This window comes from Oceanobacillus sp. FSL K6-0251 (genome assembly GCF_038004725.1).
Lineage (GTDB): Bacteria > Bacillota > Bacilli > Bacillales > Amphibacillaceae > Oceanobacillus > Oceanobacillus oncorhynchi.
Window position 1 is genome coordinate 4628841 of sequence record NZ_JBBORS010000001.1, and the last position, 13778, is coordinate 4642618.

General features: G+C 41.3%; 14 protein-coding genes. 5 read left to right on the top strand and 9 right to left on the bottom strand.

From position 1 onward, the window contains the following. Positions 1-96 precede the first annotated feature (96 nt). The gene (locus tag MKY45_RS22475; RefSeq protein WP_256705398.1) at positions 97-1305 is read right to left on the bottom strand and encodes a hypothetical protein; all 1209 of its coding nucleotides are present in this window, start codon (positions 1303-1305) and stop codon (positions 97-99) included. A 395-nt stretch (positions 1306-1700) separates the two neighbouring features. Here MKY45_RS22475 and MKY45_RS22480 point away from each other — a divergent pair, with 395 nt between their 5' ends. Genes MKY45_RS22480 through MKY45_RS22500 form a run of 5 tightly spaced genes read left to right on the top strand, consistent with a single transcriptional unit; the run spans position 1701 to position 6699 of the window. Then, positions 1701-2570: a MurR/RpiR family transcriptional regulator gene (locus MKY45_RS22480; RefSeq protein ID WP_289584522.1), complete on the top strand. Its 870-nt coding sequence runs from the start codon at positions 1701-1703 to the stop codon at positions 2568-2570. Next, a complete protein-coding gene (locus MKY45_RS22485) occupies positions 2561-3712 on the top strand; it encodes an amidohydrolase (protein ID WP_341173430.1) in 1152 nt (383 codons plus the stop codon). Before MKY45_RS22480 ends, MKY45_RS22485 begins: the two co-directional genes overlap by 10 nt. Continuing rightward, entirely contained in the window at positions 3709-4521 is an 813-nt protein-coding gene (locus MKY45_RS22490) for a GNAT family N-acetyltransferase (protein WP_341173431.1), read from the top strand. Before MKY45_RS22485 ends, MKY45_RS22490 begins: the two co-directional genes overlap by 4 nt. A 2-nt stretch (positions 4522-4523) precedes the next feature. Continuing rightward, a complete protein-coding gene (gene menC, locus MKY45_RS22495; protein ID WP_339235129.1) occupies positions 4524-5630 on the top strand; it encodes an o-succinylbenzoate synthase in 1107 nt (368 codons plus the stop codon). A gap of 13 nt (positions 5631-5643) precedes the next feature. After that, entirely contained in the window at positions 5644-6699 is a 1056-nt protein-coding gene (locus MKY45_RS22500) for a YkvI family membrane protein (RefSeq protein ID WP_341173432.1), read from the top strand. A gap of 199 nt (positions 6700-6898) precedes the next feature. Here MKY45_RS22500 and MKY45_RS22505 read toward each other — a convergent pair whose 3' ends face one another. The 8 genes from MKY45_RS22505 to MKY45_RS22540 form a co-directional block, all read right to left on the bottom strand. Then, positions 6899-7915: an oxidoreductase gene (locus MKY45_RS22505; protein ID WP_341173433.1), complete on the bottom strand. Its 1017-nt coding sequence runs from the start codon at positions 7913-7915 to the stop codon at positions 6899-6901. 167 nt (positions 7916-8082) lie between these two features. Then, positions 8083-8997, bottom strand: coding sequence for a PTS system mannose/fructose/sorbose family transporter subunit IID (locus MKY45_RS22510; protein ID WP_256705405.1), 915 nt, complete (start codon positions 8995-8997; stop codon positions 8083-8085). Positions 8998-9015: 18 nt separating this feature from the next. Continuing rightward, positions 9016-9819: a PTS mannose/fructose/sorbose transporter subunit IIC gene (locus MKY45_RS22515; RefSeq protein WP_256705406.1), complete on the bottom strand. Its 804-nt coding sequence runs from the start codon at positions 9817-9819 to the stop codon at positions 9016-9018. Between the two features lie 36 nt (positions 9820-9855). Beyond that, positions 9856-10830 (bottom strand): mannose/fructose/sorbose PTS transporter subunit IIA, encoded by a 975-nt coding sequence (locus MKY45_RS22520; RefSeq protein ID WP_256705407.1) that lies wholly within the window; start codon positions 10828-10830, stop codon positions 9856-9858. A 446-nt stretch (positions 10831-11276) separates the two neighbouring features. Further along, entirely contained in the window at positions 11277-11651 is a 375-nt protein-coding gene (locus tag MKY45_RS22525) for a DUF956 family protein (RefSeq protein WP_256705408.1), read from the bottom strand. Positions 11652-11743: 92 nt separating this feature from the next. Further along, a complete protein-coding gene (locus MKY45_RS22530; RefSeq protein ID WP_256705409.1) occupies positions 11744-12418 on the bottom strand; it encodes an LrgB family protein in 675 nt (224 codons plus the stop codon). Continuing rightward, positions 12415-12783, bottom strand: coding sequence for a CidA/LrgA family protein (locus MKY45_RS22535; protein WP_256705410.1), 369 nt, complete (start codon positions 12781-12783; stop codon positions 12415-12417). The genes MKY45_RS22530 and MKY45_RS22535 overlap by 4 nt, the downstream gene beginning before the upstream one ends. Positions 12784-12889: 106 nt before the next feature. Beyond that, positions 12890-13771 (bottom strand): LysR family transcriptional regulator, encoded by an 882-nt coding sequence (locus MKY45_RS22540; protein WP_341173434.1) that lies wholly within the window; start codon positions 13769-13771, stop codon positions 12890-12892. Between the last annotated feature and the right edge of the window lie 7 nt (positions 13772-13778).

Sequence of the window (13778 nt, forward strand, 5' to 3'; positions counted from 1 at the left end):
TATCCATACACAGGAGAAAAATAATAATTCTTTCCTGTTATGAATAGGGCTTATCAAATAAAAGACCGGCTTGAAAAAAACGGTCTCTTTTTTATATCATTTCGACAGGGATTCCTTCTCTTTATTCTCATCCTCTTCGTTCTCTTTTTTCTTCTTCAGCTGTTCATGGCGCTGCCGCTGACGATAGCCATACGTCGCATTCAGCACAACATCCTCATCCTCTAACGCTGTACCAAGCGCACCAATTACCGTGGATACACTGGCAGCAATCCAAGCAATATAGAAGTAATTAATTAAGCCAGGGTCACTCGTAAGCTGTTCCTCCAGCATTCCCATTGGTATAAAAACAAATACGCCGACGAGGAATAAACAGAAAAGCATGACGTAATAAATACAAACGGTAATAAATAACGTTAAAAACGTTATAGCGTTATAAAGCCTCCGTGTGTAATCATTGCTCTGATCCCGCTTCCTCTCCCATAATCGGTGAATCAAAATAATCCAGAGCGTCATCGCTATGACAGAAAATACGGTAAGCAAACACATCCTGAAAATCGTATAATGCTCGCTTAACAACCATAATGTTGGAAAAACCAGCGCATAAGAACCCGTGGCAAAAGCAATAGTCAGGATTTTCAAAAATGCGGGAAACATATTCCATGGACGGTTTGCCCGCACCATTCCTCCCAATAAGCGGATAGTAATACTCCCTCTGCGCCCCACTGTAAAACGAACATCCATATATTTCTCTTCATTATCCTCTGGTGCCTCACGCTTAATCGGCGTCAGCCAGCCAAGAAATCTGTTCGTCATCAGATTTTTGGAATCATCTACATCCACATCCTTGTGCTTGCTGCGCTTTGATTCAATCCGCTCTGCAGAACGCTCTCTTGCCTCATCTGAGCTCCCATAATACATTTCGTTGACCAGCTGCATGATGGATTCCCGCAAACGTCTAATCATTAAAGTAGAACCGAAGCTGGGCATGCTGATCAATGCAATATTTTCATCTTCATTTGCTTCTGCAACAATCATGCGCTTTTCTATAAACAAAGGAATGTCAGTTAAACAAATAGCATAATCCCATTCCTTTTCTTCTTTCTTCTTCTTGGTAGCTTCCAGTATTTCCTTTGATTCGGCGCCACCGCCAATCAAGGGATCTTCTATATAATCAATTTTCCAATCGATTTCTTCTTTTACATAATACTCCAATAAAGACGGTAATTCCTCTCGCAGTCTTGCCCCTATTTCATTTGGATAACCTGGTGCAGTTATTAGACCGATATATCTTGTTGTTTCACTCAAGTTGGATTCACCTCGATTTATTTTTTGTTGTTTTTGCATATCTATAGTACTTTTAGCCGAAAAATGAAATGTTTAAACCCTCCACTTATCAAACAAGATGATTAGGATGCTTCTATGATTTTATCTACAATGTTAATACGTATGAATTATTTCTTAGTAAATGCAACTTTTTAAAAGTATGAACGACGTATTAAAAATCACGAAAAAACAGTTTCTCTTTCTATCAGATAAGTATTGCACTTTTTTCTCCAGCTTCATTGCCAAGCAACTATACTGTCATAATAATGTCTCTATATTATTTTTTCTGAAAATTACTTGTTATCCTTTCTTATTTATGATATGGTTTTAAAAAGTTTAAACTTCTTTTTTATTCAAAATGAAGGAGGGACTTCTTTTTGGAAGGTATCCAGCCAATTAAAGAGTTAATCGAGGCTCATTTTAATGCTCTATCAAAGAAACAACAGAAGGTAGCCAATTTCGTGTTAAATAATCCAACCTTTGTCGGGACACATTCTGCAGCTGAAGTTGGAAAGAAAGCTGAAACAAGTGAAACAACTGTTATTCGCTTCTGCTATGCACTTGGACTCGAAGGCTATGCCGAACTGCAGAAAAAGATTACCTTATTTGTTTTTAATCAAAATACAGTCAGCACACTTGGGAATTATTTTTCAGCAAAAAAGAAGCTGTTTAATGATCAGCATCTCATTGAGAAGGCGATGCAAAAAGATATCACTCAAATTGACAGAATTGCTGAACAAATAGATAAGGAATTATTTTATAAAGCAACACATCAATTACATGAAGCAAAAAATATCTATATTATCGGGGCTGGCGCATCACAATTCCCCGCTCAGTGGCTCCATTTCACCTTAAATATTTTACGGCCAAATGTATCCATTATTCATACAGAAACGCCAGAGCTTATCCGGACGATGCAGGAAATAGATGAAGATGGTGTCGTCATCACAATCTCCTTACACCGTTACTTTAAAGAACCCATTCATATTGCGGAGACGCTTCATAAACGTGGAATAACAGTGCTTGCCATAACCGATTCTAAGCTGGCGCCGATTCAAAAACATTGCTCCTATGCTTTTGTATTGGAGCAAACAGAGAAATCAACCATTGATCTGATGCCATCACTTATTTCCTTCCTTAACTTAGTAGTAACTGGAATGATGACATTTGACCCGGATTATTATGAGAAGCAGCGCGTCAATTATGATGACTTTAATCATACTTTTATTTCTGATAAATGGAGTTGAGAAAATTGATAAAACAACAATTAGCCGAACGTTTACAGGCAATTTTTGAACATTTGCATAAGCACCCTGAAATAAGCTGGAATGAAGTAGAAACCACAGCATATCTTGTGGATTTTCTGCGCAGCGAGGGGTTGGCTCCGCAAACGTTTCCTGATATGACCGGGTTATATGTAGACATTGGAAAAGGAACTCCCACAGTTGGATTCAGAACGGATATAGATGCACTATGGCAAAAGGTTAATGGATTATTCCAGGCGAACCATTCCTGCGGCCATGATGGACATATGACTGTAGCGCTCGGTGTCGTTCTTTTATTAAAAGAGCTGGAGCCGACATTATCCGGAGCTGTTCGTATCCTTTTTCAGCCGGCAGAAGAAAAAGCACAGGGTGCAAAAGCTTTTGTTGATCAAGGTGTTGTGGATCCGCTCCAATTTCTATTTGGAGCACATGTCCGGCCACTAATCGAATTAGAGGACGGCACCTACGCACCAGCACTATATCATGGAGCAGCGAAGCTTTTCACAGGAGAAATTCATGGCGTTGAAGCGCACGGTGCAAGACCAGAACAGGGAGCGAATGCGATTGAAGCAGCAGCTGCGCTGATTGATGGACTCAAGCGTATTTGGATTAGCCCTGCTGAATCAGCCTCCATTAAAATGACTCAAATACAGGGAGGCGGTGCTTCAACAAATATTATTCCAGGAAATGCTTCCTTTAGCATCGATGCCCGTGCTCAAACCAACGAAACCATGGAGGCTCTGACTGCCGGATTTGAAAAAGCAGCAGGCGCGGTAAGTACACTATACGATGTTTCCATTGATTACAATGTAGATGCCCATATCGTCGCAGCTCAAGTAAGTGATACAGCAAAATCCATTTTGGAGCAAGCTATTATCAATGTAGCTGGAGAAGAAAATTGTGCGCCGGACGTGGTGACACCAGGCGGAGAGGATTTTCATTTTTATACGTATTCCAAGCCTGAGCTGCAGACAACGATGCTTGGTCTCGGATGCGGCGTCACACCGGGGCTCCACCATCCAGAAATGACATTCAATCAAAAGCACCTGCCAACCGGAGCAGAAATTATCACACAGGCGCTTGTCCTAGCACTACAACAAACAGAAAGAAGCGATACAAAATGATTCAATGTAAAGAACTAAAAACAATGGCCGAGATGGAACAAATGCAGGAGCTGGAGGGAAGGATTTGGGGAATGGCTACCATTCCCACCCATCAGACGCTTACAGCAGTCAAAAATGGCGGCATCATGGTCGGTGCTTATGCTGACGATCAATTAGTCGGCTTCAGCTATGGGTTTGCAGGCTTCGATAACGGCAAAAGCTATCTATGCTCTCATATGCTTGGTATGGATCAAGCATACCGTTCTCAAGGCATTGGAAAAATGCTGAAACAAAAACAGCGGGAGATTGCTATCCGTAAAGGTTATGACATGATGAAATGGACATATGATCCTTTGGAGACACGTAATGCCTATCTTAATCTAACAAAACTAAACGGCATGTGTAACACCTATATTGAGAATTGTTACAGCAATATGCAGGATGGTTTTAATAAAGGACTCCCTTCAGACCGCTTTGAAATCCATTGGCACCTGAAAAGTCCATACGTGGGGGAGCAGCAATCCGTAAATACAGAAAATGCAACGACTCTGAACACGTTACCCTTTAATCAGGAAGGTTTGCCCGTTTTCACGAAAGAGAAGGAACCGTTTGAATTGACGGAATATTCCTATTCCGTTCGTGTGCCAAAGGATTTTCAAGGACTGAAAGCAGCAAGTCAAGAGCTCGCCATGGACTGGAGACTAAAGACACGAGAGCTGTTCCAAAATCTCTTTGAAGCAGGTTACGCAGCTATACGGTTAGCACCCTATGAAAATTATGGGGAATACATTTTTGTAAAAAAAGATATTTTAGATCTTGGAGGAAAATAACGATGAAAATCACAGAAGTCACTGTTCGTCATTTACAAATGAAACTAAAAGCTCCTTTCACCACCAGCTTTGGCACATTTACAAATCGAGATTTTTTATTACTGGAAGCAAAGGATGCGGATGGAACCGTCGGCTGGGGAGAATCCGTCGCATTCCATGCCCCATGGTATAACGAAGAAACCCTGCAGACCAACTGGCATATGCTGGAGGATTTTTTAATCCCGCTTATCCTAAATAAAGAATTAAAGCACCCGGATGAAGTTAATGAAATCTTTGCTGCTATCCGAAAAAACAACATGGCAAAGTCTACCCTCGAAGGAGCTATCTGGGATATTTACTCACAACAAACCAACCAATCCCTTGCTGAAGCGCTGGGTGGCAGAAAAGAAAAGATTGAAGTCGGCATCAGTATCGGCATCCAAAAATCCATTGAGGATCTTATCGCTTTAGTAGACGGCTATATCAAAGAAGGCTATAAACGCATGAAAGTAAAAATCAAGCCTGGCTGGGACATCGATGTGATTCGTACATTACGCGAGAAATTCCCGGACACAGCAATTATGGCAGATGCTAACTCCGCCTACCGTTTAGAGGATACCGAACTATTAAAACAGTTAGATTCCTTTGACCTGACCATGATTGAACAGCCCTTGGCATCTGACGATATTATCGATCATGCAAAATTACAAAAGGAACTCCAAACACCGATTTGCTTAGACGAAAGCATCCACTCACTGGAAGATGCACGAAAAGCAGTTGAACTGGGAAGTACAAAAATTATTAATATCAAAATCGGCCGTGTCGGCGGCTTAACCGAAGCGAAGAAAATCCATGACTATTGCGCAGCAAATGATATTCCAGTCTGGTGCGGCGGTATGCTGGAATCAGGAATTGGCCGTTCTCACAATATCGCTCTAACAACACTGCCAAACTTTATTTTACCGGGGGATACCGCTGGTTCCAGCCGCTACTGGGAAAAAGATATCATTGCTCCGGAGGTTGTTGCAGAAAATGGATATATCACCGTCCCGACAAAAGCTGGAATCGGTTATGAAGTGGATCGGAAAGCTGTAGAAGCCTATACCGTGGTTAAGAAAGATTATAAATAAGGGAGATAATCAGATGAAAAAGAGTTTTCAAATAGGAAGTGCTTTTGTTGGTCTTATTGTTGGAGCCGGGTTCGCTTCAGGACAAGAAGTCATGCAATACTTCACCAGCTTTGGTATATGGGGTACAGTTGGCGGGATTGTCGCCACCCTCCTCTTTATCTTTCTAGGATTCACCTTTGCCCAGCTGGGAACAGACTTGCAGGCAGCTTCCCATAAAGGGGTAATCTACCATATCGGCGGACGTTATATCGGGGCGATATTGGATATTTTAATTACCTTCTTCCTTTTCGGAGTAGCCGTCGTTATGTTTGCAGGCTCCGGCTCTACTTTTGAGCAGATGTTTGGCATCAATACTATTGCAGGCAGCATTATTATGGTAACTTTAACTATCCTGACATTGCTATTAAATACACAAAAGATTATCGGAATCATTGCAGCAATTACACCTTACTTGATTGCGATTATCTTTATCATCTTGGTCTATTCCATTTTCACCACGGATTTATCTCTGGCTGAAGCAGATGCAATCGCCAAGGAACAAGCTTCTGCCGCACCTAACTGGTTGTTAAGCGCCTTCCTCTATGTATCTTATAATCTGGCAGCAGGAGCAGCATTACTGATTGTCATGAGCGGAGGCGTGAAAGACCGAAAAGTTGCAGGCTGGGGAGGTATTTTTGGAGGAATCATGCTTGGCGGATTGATTATTCTTATTCATATCGGGATGTTCATGAAAGTAGATGTTGTGGCAGGAATGGACATGCCAACACTTGCCTTAGCAGAACAAATCCATCCATTTATTGGTATTCTGATGGCTATTGCACTGCTTGGCATGATGTATAATACAGCAGTTGGTATGTTCTACTCCTTTACGATACGATTTATCGCACCTGATAGCAGAGCCTATAAGCCTGCCGTTGTGATTATTGGGTTACTTGGTTTTGCAGCTAGCTTAGTCGGTTTTACAACGCTTGTCGGCAAAGTATATTCTACGATGGGGTATTTAGGATTTGCTTTGATTATTGCAGCAATTATTGCTTGGTTTCGAAGAGGGGTTACCCGTGTTTCTTAAAACTAAAAATATGTATACAGGAGCATGTGGTGTTTTTACTTTTGATTTTTGTTATTTAGCCGTCTATTTTTATAGGCGGCTTTTTTAGCATCGCTGTTTTCTGCTTCACAAAAACAACTACACTCTCCACACCAAAAAAACTTGGATAAACAAGACAACTTGTTCATCCAAGTTCTATGCATTTATGCAAAAGCATCAGCTATCGTAAATGTTGAATCCCCGTTTCCAACATTTCCATCTGCAGCAGCGTCTGCTCATCCGTAATCGTTTTATCTTGCCCATTGATAACCGCTTCATATACATCGTCATATACACGCCCATAATCGCCATCTACCGATTTCACTGTTTCCTCATGCACGGTGCCTTCTTCATCGATATACGTCAGTACGCCATAATGACGGAGCGTATCGATGCCAAAGTCCTCGTTATCCGGCATATAGAATAACTTGAGATGCTCTTCCTGACGATCTTTCGTTTCTTTGATAAAGCACCCTTTTTTACCATGCACCACAAAGCTGGGTCTTTCTTTCAGTCTGAAATAGCTGGATTTCACCGATACTTTTAATCCGCCATAATATAAATCTAAATCGAAATAATCGTTCATTCTTCCCTGTCCTAATAATTGCTTCACATCATAATGGATATTGTCCGGTTTGCCAAAATAACTGATGACCTGATCCAGGGTATGGCAGCCATGTCCATACAGAAATGACGCATTAGGGTCAAATGAATCGGCAGACTCCGGTACCTCGGGACGATAATAGTCATAATGCATCTCCACTTCCAGCAAGTCCCCAAGCTTTCCTTCTTCTATCACTTTTTGAACGGTTAAAAAATCACTATCAAATCGTCTGTTTTGATAGGCCTGGACAATCAACCCTTTTTCCTTTGCCAATGCAAAGATTTCTTTTGCCTGCTCTGAGGTTTCCATAAAAGGCTTTTCGACTAAACAGTGCTTATTATGCTCTAATACTTGTTTTGCATATTCATAATGGCTGTCATGTTTTGTACAAATCACAATAAGCTGAATGTCCTCATCACGTAACAATTCCTCTAAATCTGAAGTGTAATGCACTCCTGCATGTTTATCCCAGCTATCGTTCGCAGGGGTTCTCCGGTAAATGGTTTTCACTTTGATATATTCTCTTTGCATTACGAACGGCAGATGATACCTGTTCGTGCTTTTCCCATTTCCAATATAACCAATAGTAAGCATAGCGGCCTCCTAAAATAGATTTGTCTTTATTTATATATCGTTAACGTCTTCTTCTGGATTCTGGCATGGAATAAAAAAGCACCTCCTTCATTTGATAGTTTTATCATACCAGGAGGCACCTTTTTATTTATACATCTAATCGTCAAAAATCATCTGAAAAAGATTTATTACATCAGGTTGATGGCATGGAATACCACACCAACTACGAATAACCCGAGAATCATTACGATTGGTGACACTTTCTTCCTAAGCAGCCACATACAAAGAAGTGTGAGCAGTAGCCCGGCCAGACCAGGAATCAAGCTGTCCAGGTTGTCCTGCAGGGTCGTGACATCCGTTTGGGTCAATGACCTGCCTTCTTCCTGTTGTATCATTGCAGACTGGATTCCTTCAGCTCCCTCAGGCAGGTTCTCCCAATCAATATAAGCGCCCTCGCCGAGCTCAACTTCTGCGACAGTCGGGGTAAAACTTACATTTACCCAACGGTTTACTAATGCTCCAAGAATGAACATACCAAGGATGGATGCGCCTTTTGTAATATCCTGAAGCAATCCGCCTGATAAGTCATCCGTGATTTTTTCCCCAGCTTTATAGCCAAGTTCCTGTGAATACCATAAGAATCCCATCCGGATCAAGTTCCATGCTACGAAGAAAATGATTGGTCCAAGGATGTTGCCAGTTAAAGCAAGAGAAGCTGCCAGTGCACCGAGAATTGGTCTGACGGTGAACCAGAAAATTGGATCCCCAATACCTGCTAAAGGCCCCATCATTCCGACTTTAACCCCTTGAATTGCCTTATTGTCCACCGGAGCACCGTTTGCACGTTCTTCTTCAAGCGCCAACGTTACACCAATAATCGGAGAAGCAACATAAGGGTGCGTATTAAAGAACTCTAAGTGACGCTGCAGTGCAGCCGCACGATCTTCTTTTGTCTGATATAATCTTTTGATTGCAGGAATCATGGAAAATGCCCAGCCGCCATTTTGCATCCGTTCGTAGTTCCAAGAACCTTGAAGGAATGTAGAGCGCCACCAAATAGCAATACGATCTCTTTTTGTTAATTTGATTTCTTCTTGTGCCATCTTCATGTCCTCCTTTTTTTAATAGTCATCAATAATATCGCCTAAAGGATCACCAGTGTTTCCGCCACCGCCACCGGATCCGCCTTGTTTCGTAAGTGCTATATAAATAAGTGCAAGTGCTACACCAATACCGCCAAAACCTACAAGCGTAATATCCGGAATTGTCGCCAGTACAAAACCAATTGCAAAAAATGGCCATACTTCTTTGGTAGCCATCATGTTGATAACCATGGCATAACCAACGGCTACAACCATTCCCCCGCCGACTGCCAAGCCATCTGTTAACCAGCCAGGCATCGCTTGAAGCATCTCTCTAACCGGTGTTGCACCGATAGCTACAATCAATGCAGCCGGAATAGCAATACGTAAACCCTGCATGCAGATAGCAATCACATGCCACATTTCAATTTTCCGTATGTTCCCGTCTTTGGCCGCTGCATCCATTAAATGGACAATCCCTGTAGCAAGCGTCCGAACGATGATTGTCAATAACAGACCTGCAACTGCTAAAGGAATAGCAATCGCCATCGCTGAGTTTACGCCCGCTGTTCCCTGTCCGCTTAAAACAAGAATAATTGCTGAAGCAACAGAGGCCAAAGCTGTATCTGGTGCAACAGCAGCCCCAATATTTGCCCAGCCTAAAGCAATAAATTGCAGCGAGCCGCCTAAAATAAGACATGCGGTTAACTCTCCGCTAACCAGACCGATTAACGTACAGGCTACAATGGGCTGATGAAACTGGAATTCATCCAGGATTCCTTCAATACCAGCTATAAATGCAATAATAATAATTAATATTATTTGAATAATAGTTAAATCCATGATGATTAATCCTCCTTTTCCTCTAATGATTTAGGTTTATTTCTGTCTGTCTAGTTCTGCTTGCGCTCTTCTCAAAATCTCATCCATATTCCCATATGAGTCAGCTGGAACCTTACGCACATCAAAATCCACGCCTAATTCCTTCAACTTTTTGAACGTATCAATATCATCCTGGTCAAAGGCAAGCACCTTATTGGGCTGCACTTTTCCAGTGGAATGAGACATCGAGCCAACATTAATCGTATCCAGCGGAACACCGCCTTCAATAGCTCTCAGTACATCCTGAGGATTCTCGAAAAGAAGCAATGCGCGCTGTCCGCCAAAATGCTGATCATCCTTTGCGAGCTCCACCATTTTCTGAATAGGAACCGTATGTGCCTTGATACCTGACGGAGCAGCCTGCTGAATCAATTTTTTACGCAGTTCATCCTTTGCTACCGTGTCCGATACAACGATGATACGCGTAGGCGATGTACTTCTTGTCCACGACGTTGCCACCTGTCCGTGCAGTAGACGAGAGTCAATCCGTGCTAACACGTAGTCAAATGACCCGGGAGCTCCTGCACTGGCTCCAGAAGATGCAGAAGCAGATTCAGCAGCTTCTTCCGGCTCTAATTCCTCCGGCTTTACTTTTACTGCATCCTTCGCCGTATCAATAATATGAGCCGCTATTTCATGCGCTGTATTCATAGAAAAGCGCGATGCATATGATTCGATCACCATTGCTAAATTCAACCCAGCAACGATAGCCCATGTATCTTCATGTCCCTCCATCAAGCTGCTTGCCTGATTAAAGGGGGTTCCACCCCAAAGATCGACTAAGAATAATACTTCATCCTGATTGTCGAAAGAAGCAATCGCCTCTTCCATTTTTGCTCTTACGTCATCCGGTCCTTCACTCGGCATCAACGTAACAGCCTTGACATTCTCTTGCTCTCCAAAGATCATCGCTCCAGACTGCAAGATACCTGTCGCAAATTCACCATGGCTGGCAATGATAATTCCTACCATCTTTTTAACCTCCTTTTTATGTTTGTTAAGGATTCAATAGATATGGCAAGCTCTTAAAGCAGTATGTTTGCAAGCTTTGTAAAGCGCTTTCAGAACCAATAAAAAAAGACATGAGAAAAAAGCAGGTTAAATGAAGATAAAAAGACAGAGATGTCCTTCCTCTTCGCTTTAATAACTACCTTTCACTCATGCCTGATCGAATCAGTAACACGTAAAATATAATTGCAAGTGTTTATTTAATTTATATTATGTTCGAAAGCGTTTTAACCATTTATCTAAATAAAAAGCTTTCCAATTACTTTAATGAGCTTCTTTCCTTATTATAGCACCCTATTTTTCCCCTTTCAAGAGGGATTTTTTCTTGTGCCATTTCTGTAACCGTTTATTCGTCAGGATCCATCTACCTTAGAAAAGAAGGTATCCTATTTAGCTTGGACTCACAACGATTAACTTTTTGATTTCTTACGCTTGAAGTTGCGTTTCATAACCTCAAAAGCGCCTAATGACCGGACCATGCGATTGGGGTCAACATATTCACGAATTGCCCGAAACACCTTTTTGGGCTCTTTAGATGAAAATGTAAATGTCCCATTCTTCTTCGTTTGAATAGCATAACGCGGAATCCATTTCCCTTTGAACATGACGGAAGCAATCACGTAATCTACTTCCTCCCAAGGAATTTGAATATATTTTCGGGGATCCCGTTTATTATAGAATTCAAATCCTTTATCGCCAATCATAATCCTGCCATAATCTGAAATCCTTATATGTGAGGTTCCATTAATAACTAAATCCACTTTTGTATTGATTGATTGGACCATTTCAACTCCCCCTCATCTCTTTATAGTCATTATTATACATGGTTTGGAGGGGGAAGTAAAAATAGTTTGGATGACGAGCCGTCTTTCAAGGTTTAAATAAAGGACGTTAACAAAGAACCCCAAACGAGTGTAAAGAGAGCTGCAAAAATCATTGCTAAGGAGGAAAAGACAGATTCCTGTTTTCCATATTCCAAGGCTTTATTCGTACCGACACCATGCGCTCCCATCCCTAAGGCTAATCCTTTGGCGATTGGTGTTTTGATAGACAGCCATTTCAGCACATTCGGACCTACGATTCCTCCCACGATCCCTGTGATGATCACAAAAACCGTTGTCAATGTCGGCAAGCCGCCAATTTCTTTGGATACCTCCATGGCAATCGGTGTAGTGATTGACCGGGGAAGAATCGACACAATAAAATCATCACTGAGATGAATTAATTTAGATAACAAAAATGTAGAAATCATGGCCATCAGTGTCCCCGTCGTAATACTGATAACAATGGTTTTCATATATTTTTTTATAATCGGCAGGTTCTTATAAATCGGCACTGCAAAGGCCACCGTCGCCGGTGCAAGCATATGTGATAAGAATTTGGATCCCTGCATATAATCATTGGCAGACACATGCATGATAGAAATAATCGCGATTAATAGGATCGGCGCTAACAATAGCGGATGAAAAAGAGCAAAGTTCATTTTTTTATAAATTCTTTTAGAAAGGATATAAGCCAAATACGTTATCACCGTAAACAGAACAATAATCAATGCGATTCCCCCTTTTTCGCAGCAGATACTTTTTCTGCCGTCCAAGCAGTCAGACCCATAACAATTATCGTACTAATGACAATCAAGCCAACAATCTCTAACCCTTGTATGCTGAAAATCTCTTCATAATTGATGATTCCCACAGCAGAAGGAATAAAGAACAATAGCAGCTCTGCCATTAACCATTTCGCACCTTGATCGACCCACTCTAGCTTGATAACACCACAGCACAATGCCGCAAACAAAAGAAATAATCCGAACATAGACGCGGGAATGGGCAATGGAATAAAATATTTTAACACTGCTCCCAGGAGCAGAAAGACATGTAAAAAACAAATTTGTAAAATAACCTTTAAGACTTTCACAGGCTTTCCCTTCTTCTATACGTAATATAAAACATCTGTTATCTATATTACGCCCCTCCGAACCATTCGTAAAATACATATTAATTATCATTTTCATGAATCAAAGTTATAATGAATCCGTTAGAATAAAATCAATAAACTTTCTTCCGGCATTGGAAATATATTTCCCTTTCTTCGTGATAACCGCAAGCTTCCACATAATCGTCGGTTCCAGGTCGATGATTTGTATATCCTTCGTAAACAGACGGTTACAGATAGACTCCGGTAATATCGTTACCCCTAAATCAGCAGCAACCAGCTCCGACATCAAATCCCATTGCATGCTCTTAAATAAAATTTTCGGTTCAAAACCCGCTATCGTAAAGAAATGATTCCGGATAATTTGATTTAAAGCAAAATCCTCATGATAAAAAATAAATTCTTCATCCCTTAAATCCTTTACATTCACTTTCGAATAGGAAGCCAGCGGATGATCCTTTTGAACAATCAGCTTCATCTTCTCTTTTACAATCGGATAAACATTAAAAATGCGCTCATCTAAAGGAAGCACCGCCACCCCCAGCTCAAACTCCCCTTCCTCCACACTTTTAACAACCCTGGCTCCGCCATACTCCGTAATATCTAATTTGATATTCGGATAACTGCGATGAAAATTTTTCATTACTTCCGGGAAAAACAGGCTCCCGATAAATGGCGGAAGACCCATATTCAGCTCTCCTACCGATAAATTCGTTAAATCACTTACGGTTAATTTCATTTCATCCACTAAGTTCGTTATTTTTTGTGTGTATTCCAATACCGTTTTTCCTGCGTCGGTTAAGTCCATTGTTTTATTTGTCCGGATGATTAGCGGGGTTCCTAGTTCTTCTTCTAAGGATTTGATGGACTTGCTTAGGGCCGGCTGAGAAATATGGATTTGTTCGGCGGCTTTGGTGATGCTTTTTTGGTTTGCTATTTCTTTGAAGTAGAGTAGTTGTTTTAGTTCCATGGGGGTC

Excerpts from the sequence above, each read along its gene's own strand:
- MKY45_RS22485 (WP_341173430.1), top strand. The coding sequence starts at position 2,561 with ATGGAGTTGAGAAAATTGATAAAACAACAATTAGCCGAACGTTTACAG.
- MKY45_RS22490 (WP_341173431.1), top strand. The coding sequence starts at position 3,709 with ATGATTCAATGTAAAGAACTAAAAACAATGGCCGAGATGGAACAAATG.
- menC (WP_339235129.1), top strand. The coding sequence starts at position 4,524 with ATGAAAATCACAGAAGTCACTGTTCGTCATTTACAAATGAAACTAAAA.
- MKY45_RS22500 (WP_341173432.1), top strand. The coding sequence starts at position 5,644 with ATGAAAAAGAGTTTTCAAATAGGAAGTGCTTTTGTTGGTCTTATTGTT.
- MKY45_RS22505 (WP_341173433.1), bottom strand. The coding sequence starts at position 7,915 with ATGCTTACTATTGGTTATATTGGAAATGGGAAAAGCACGAACAGGTAT.
- MKY45_RS22510 (WP_256705405.1), bottom strand. The coding sequence starts at position 8,997 with ATGGCACAAGAAGAAATCAAATTAACAAAAAGAGATCGTATTGCTATT.
- MKY45_RS22515 (WP_256705406.1), bottom strand. The coding sequence starts at position 9,819 with ATGGATTTAACTATTATTCAAATAATATTAATTATTATTATTGCATTT.
- MKY45_RS22520 (WP_256705407.1), bottom strand. The coding sequence starts at position 10,830 with ATGGTAGGAATTATCATTGCCAGCCATGGTGAATTTGCGACAGGTATC.
- MKY45_RS22525 (WP_256705408.1), bottom strand. The coding sequence starts at position 11,651 with ATGGTCCAATCAATCAATACAAAAGTGGATTTAGTTATTAATGGAACC.
- MKY45_RS22540 (WP_341173434.1), bottom strand. The coding sequence starts at position 13,771 with ATGGAACTAAAACAACTACTCTACTTCAAAGAAATAGCAAACCAAAAA.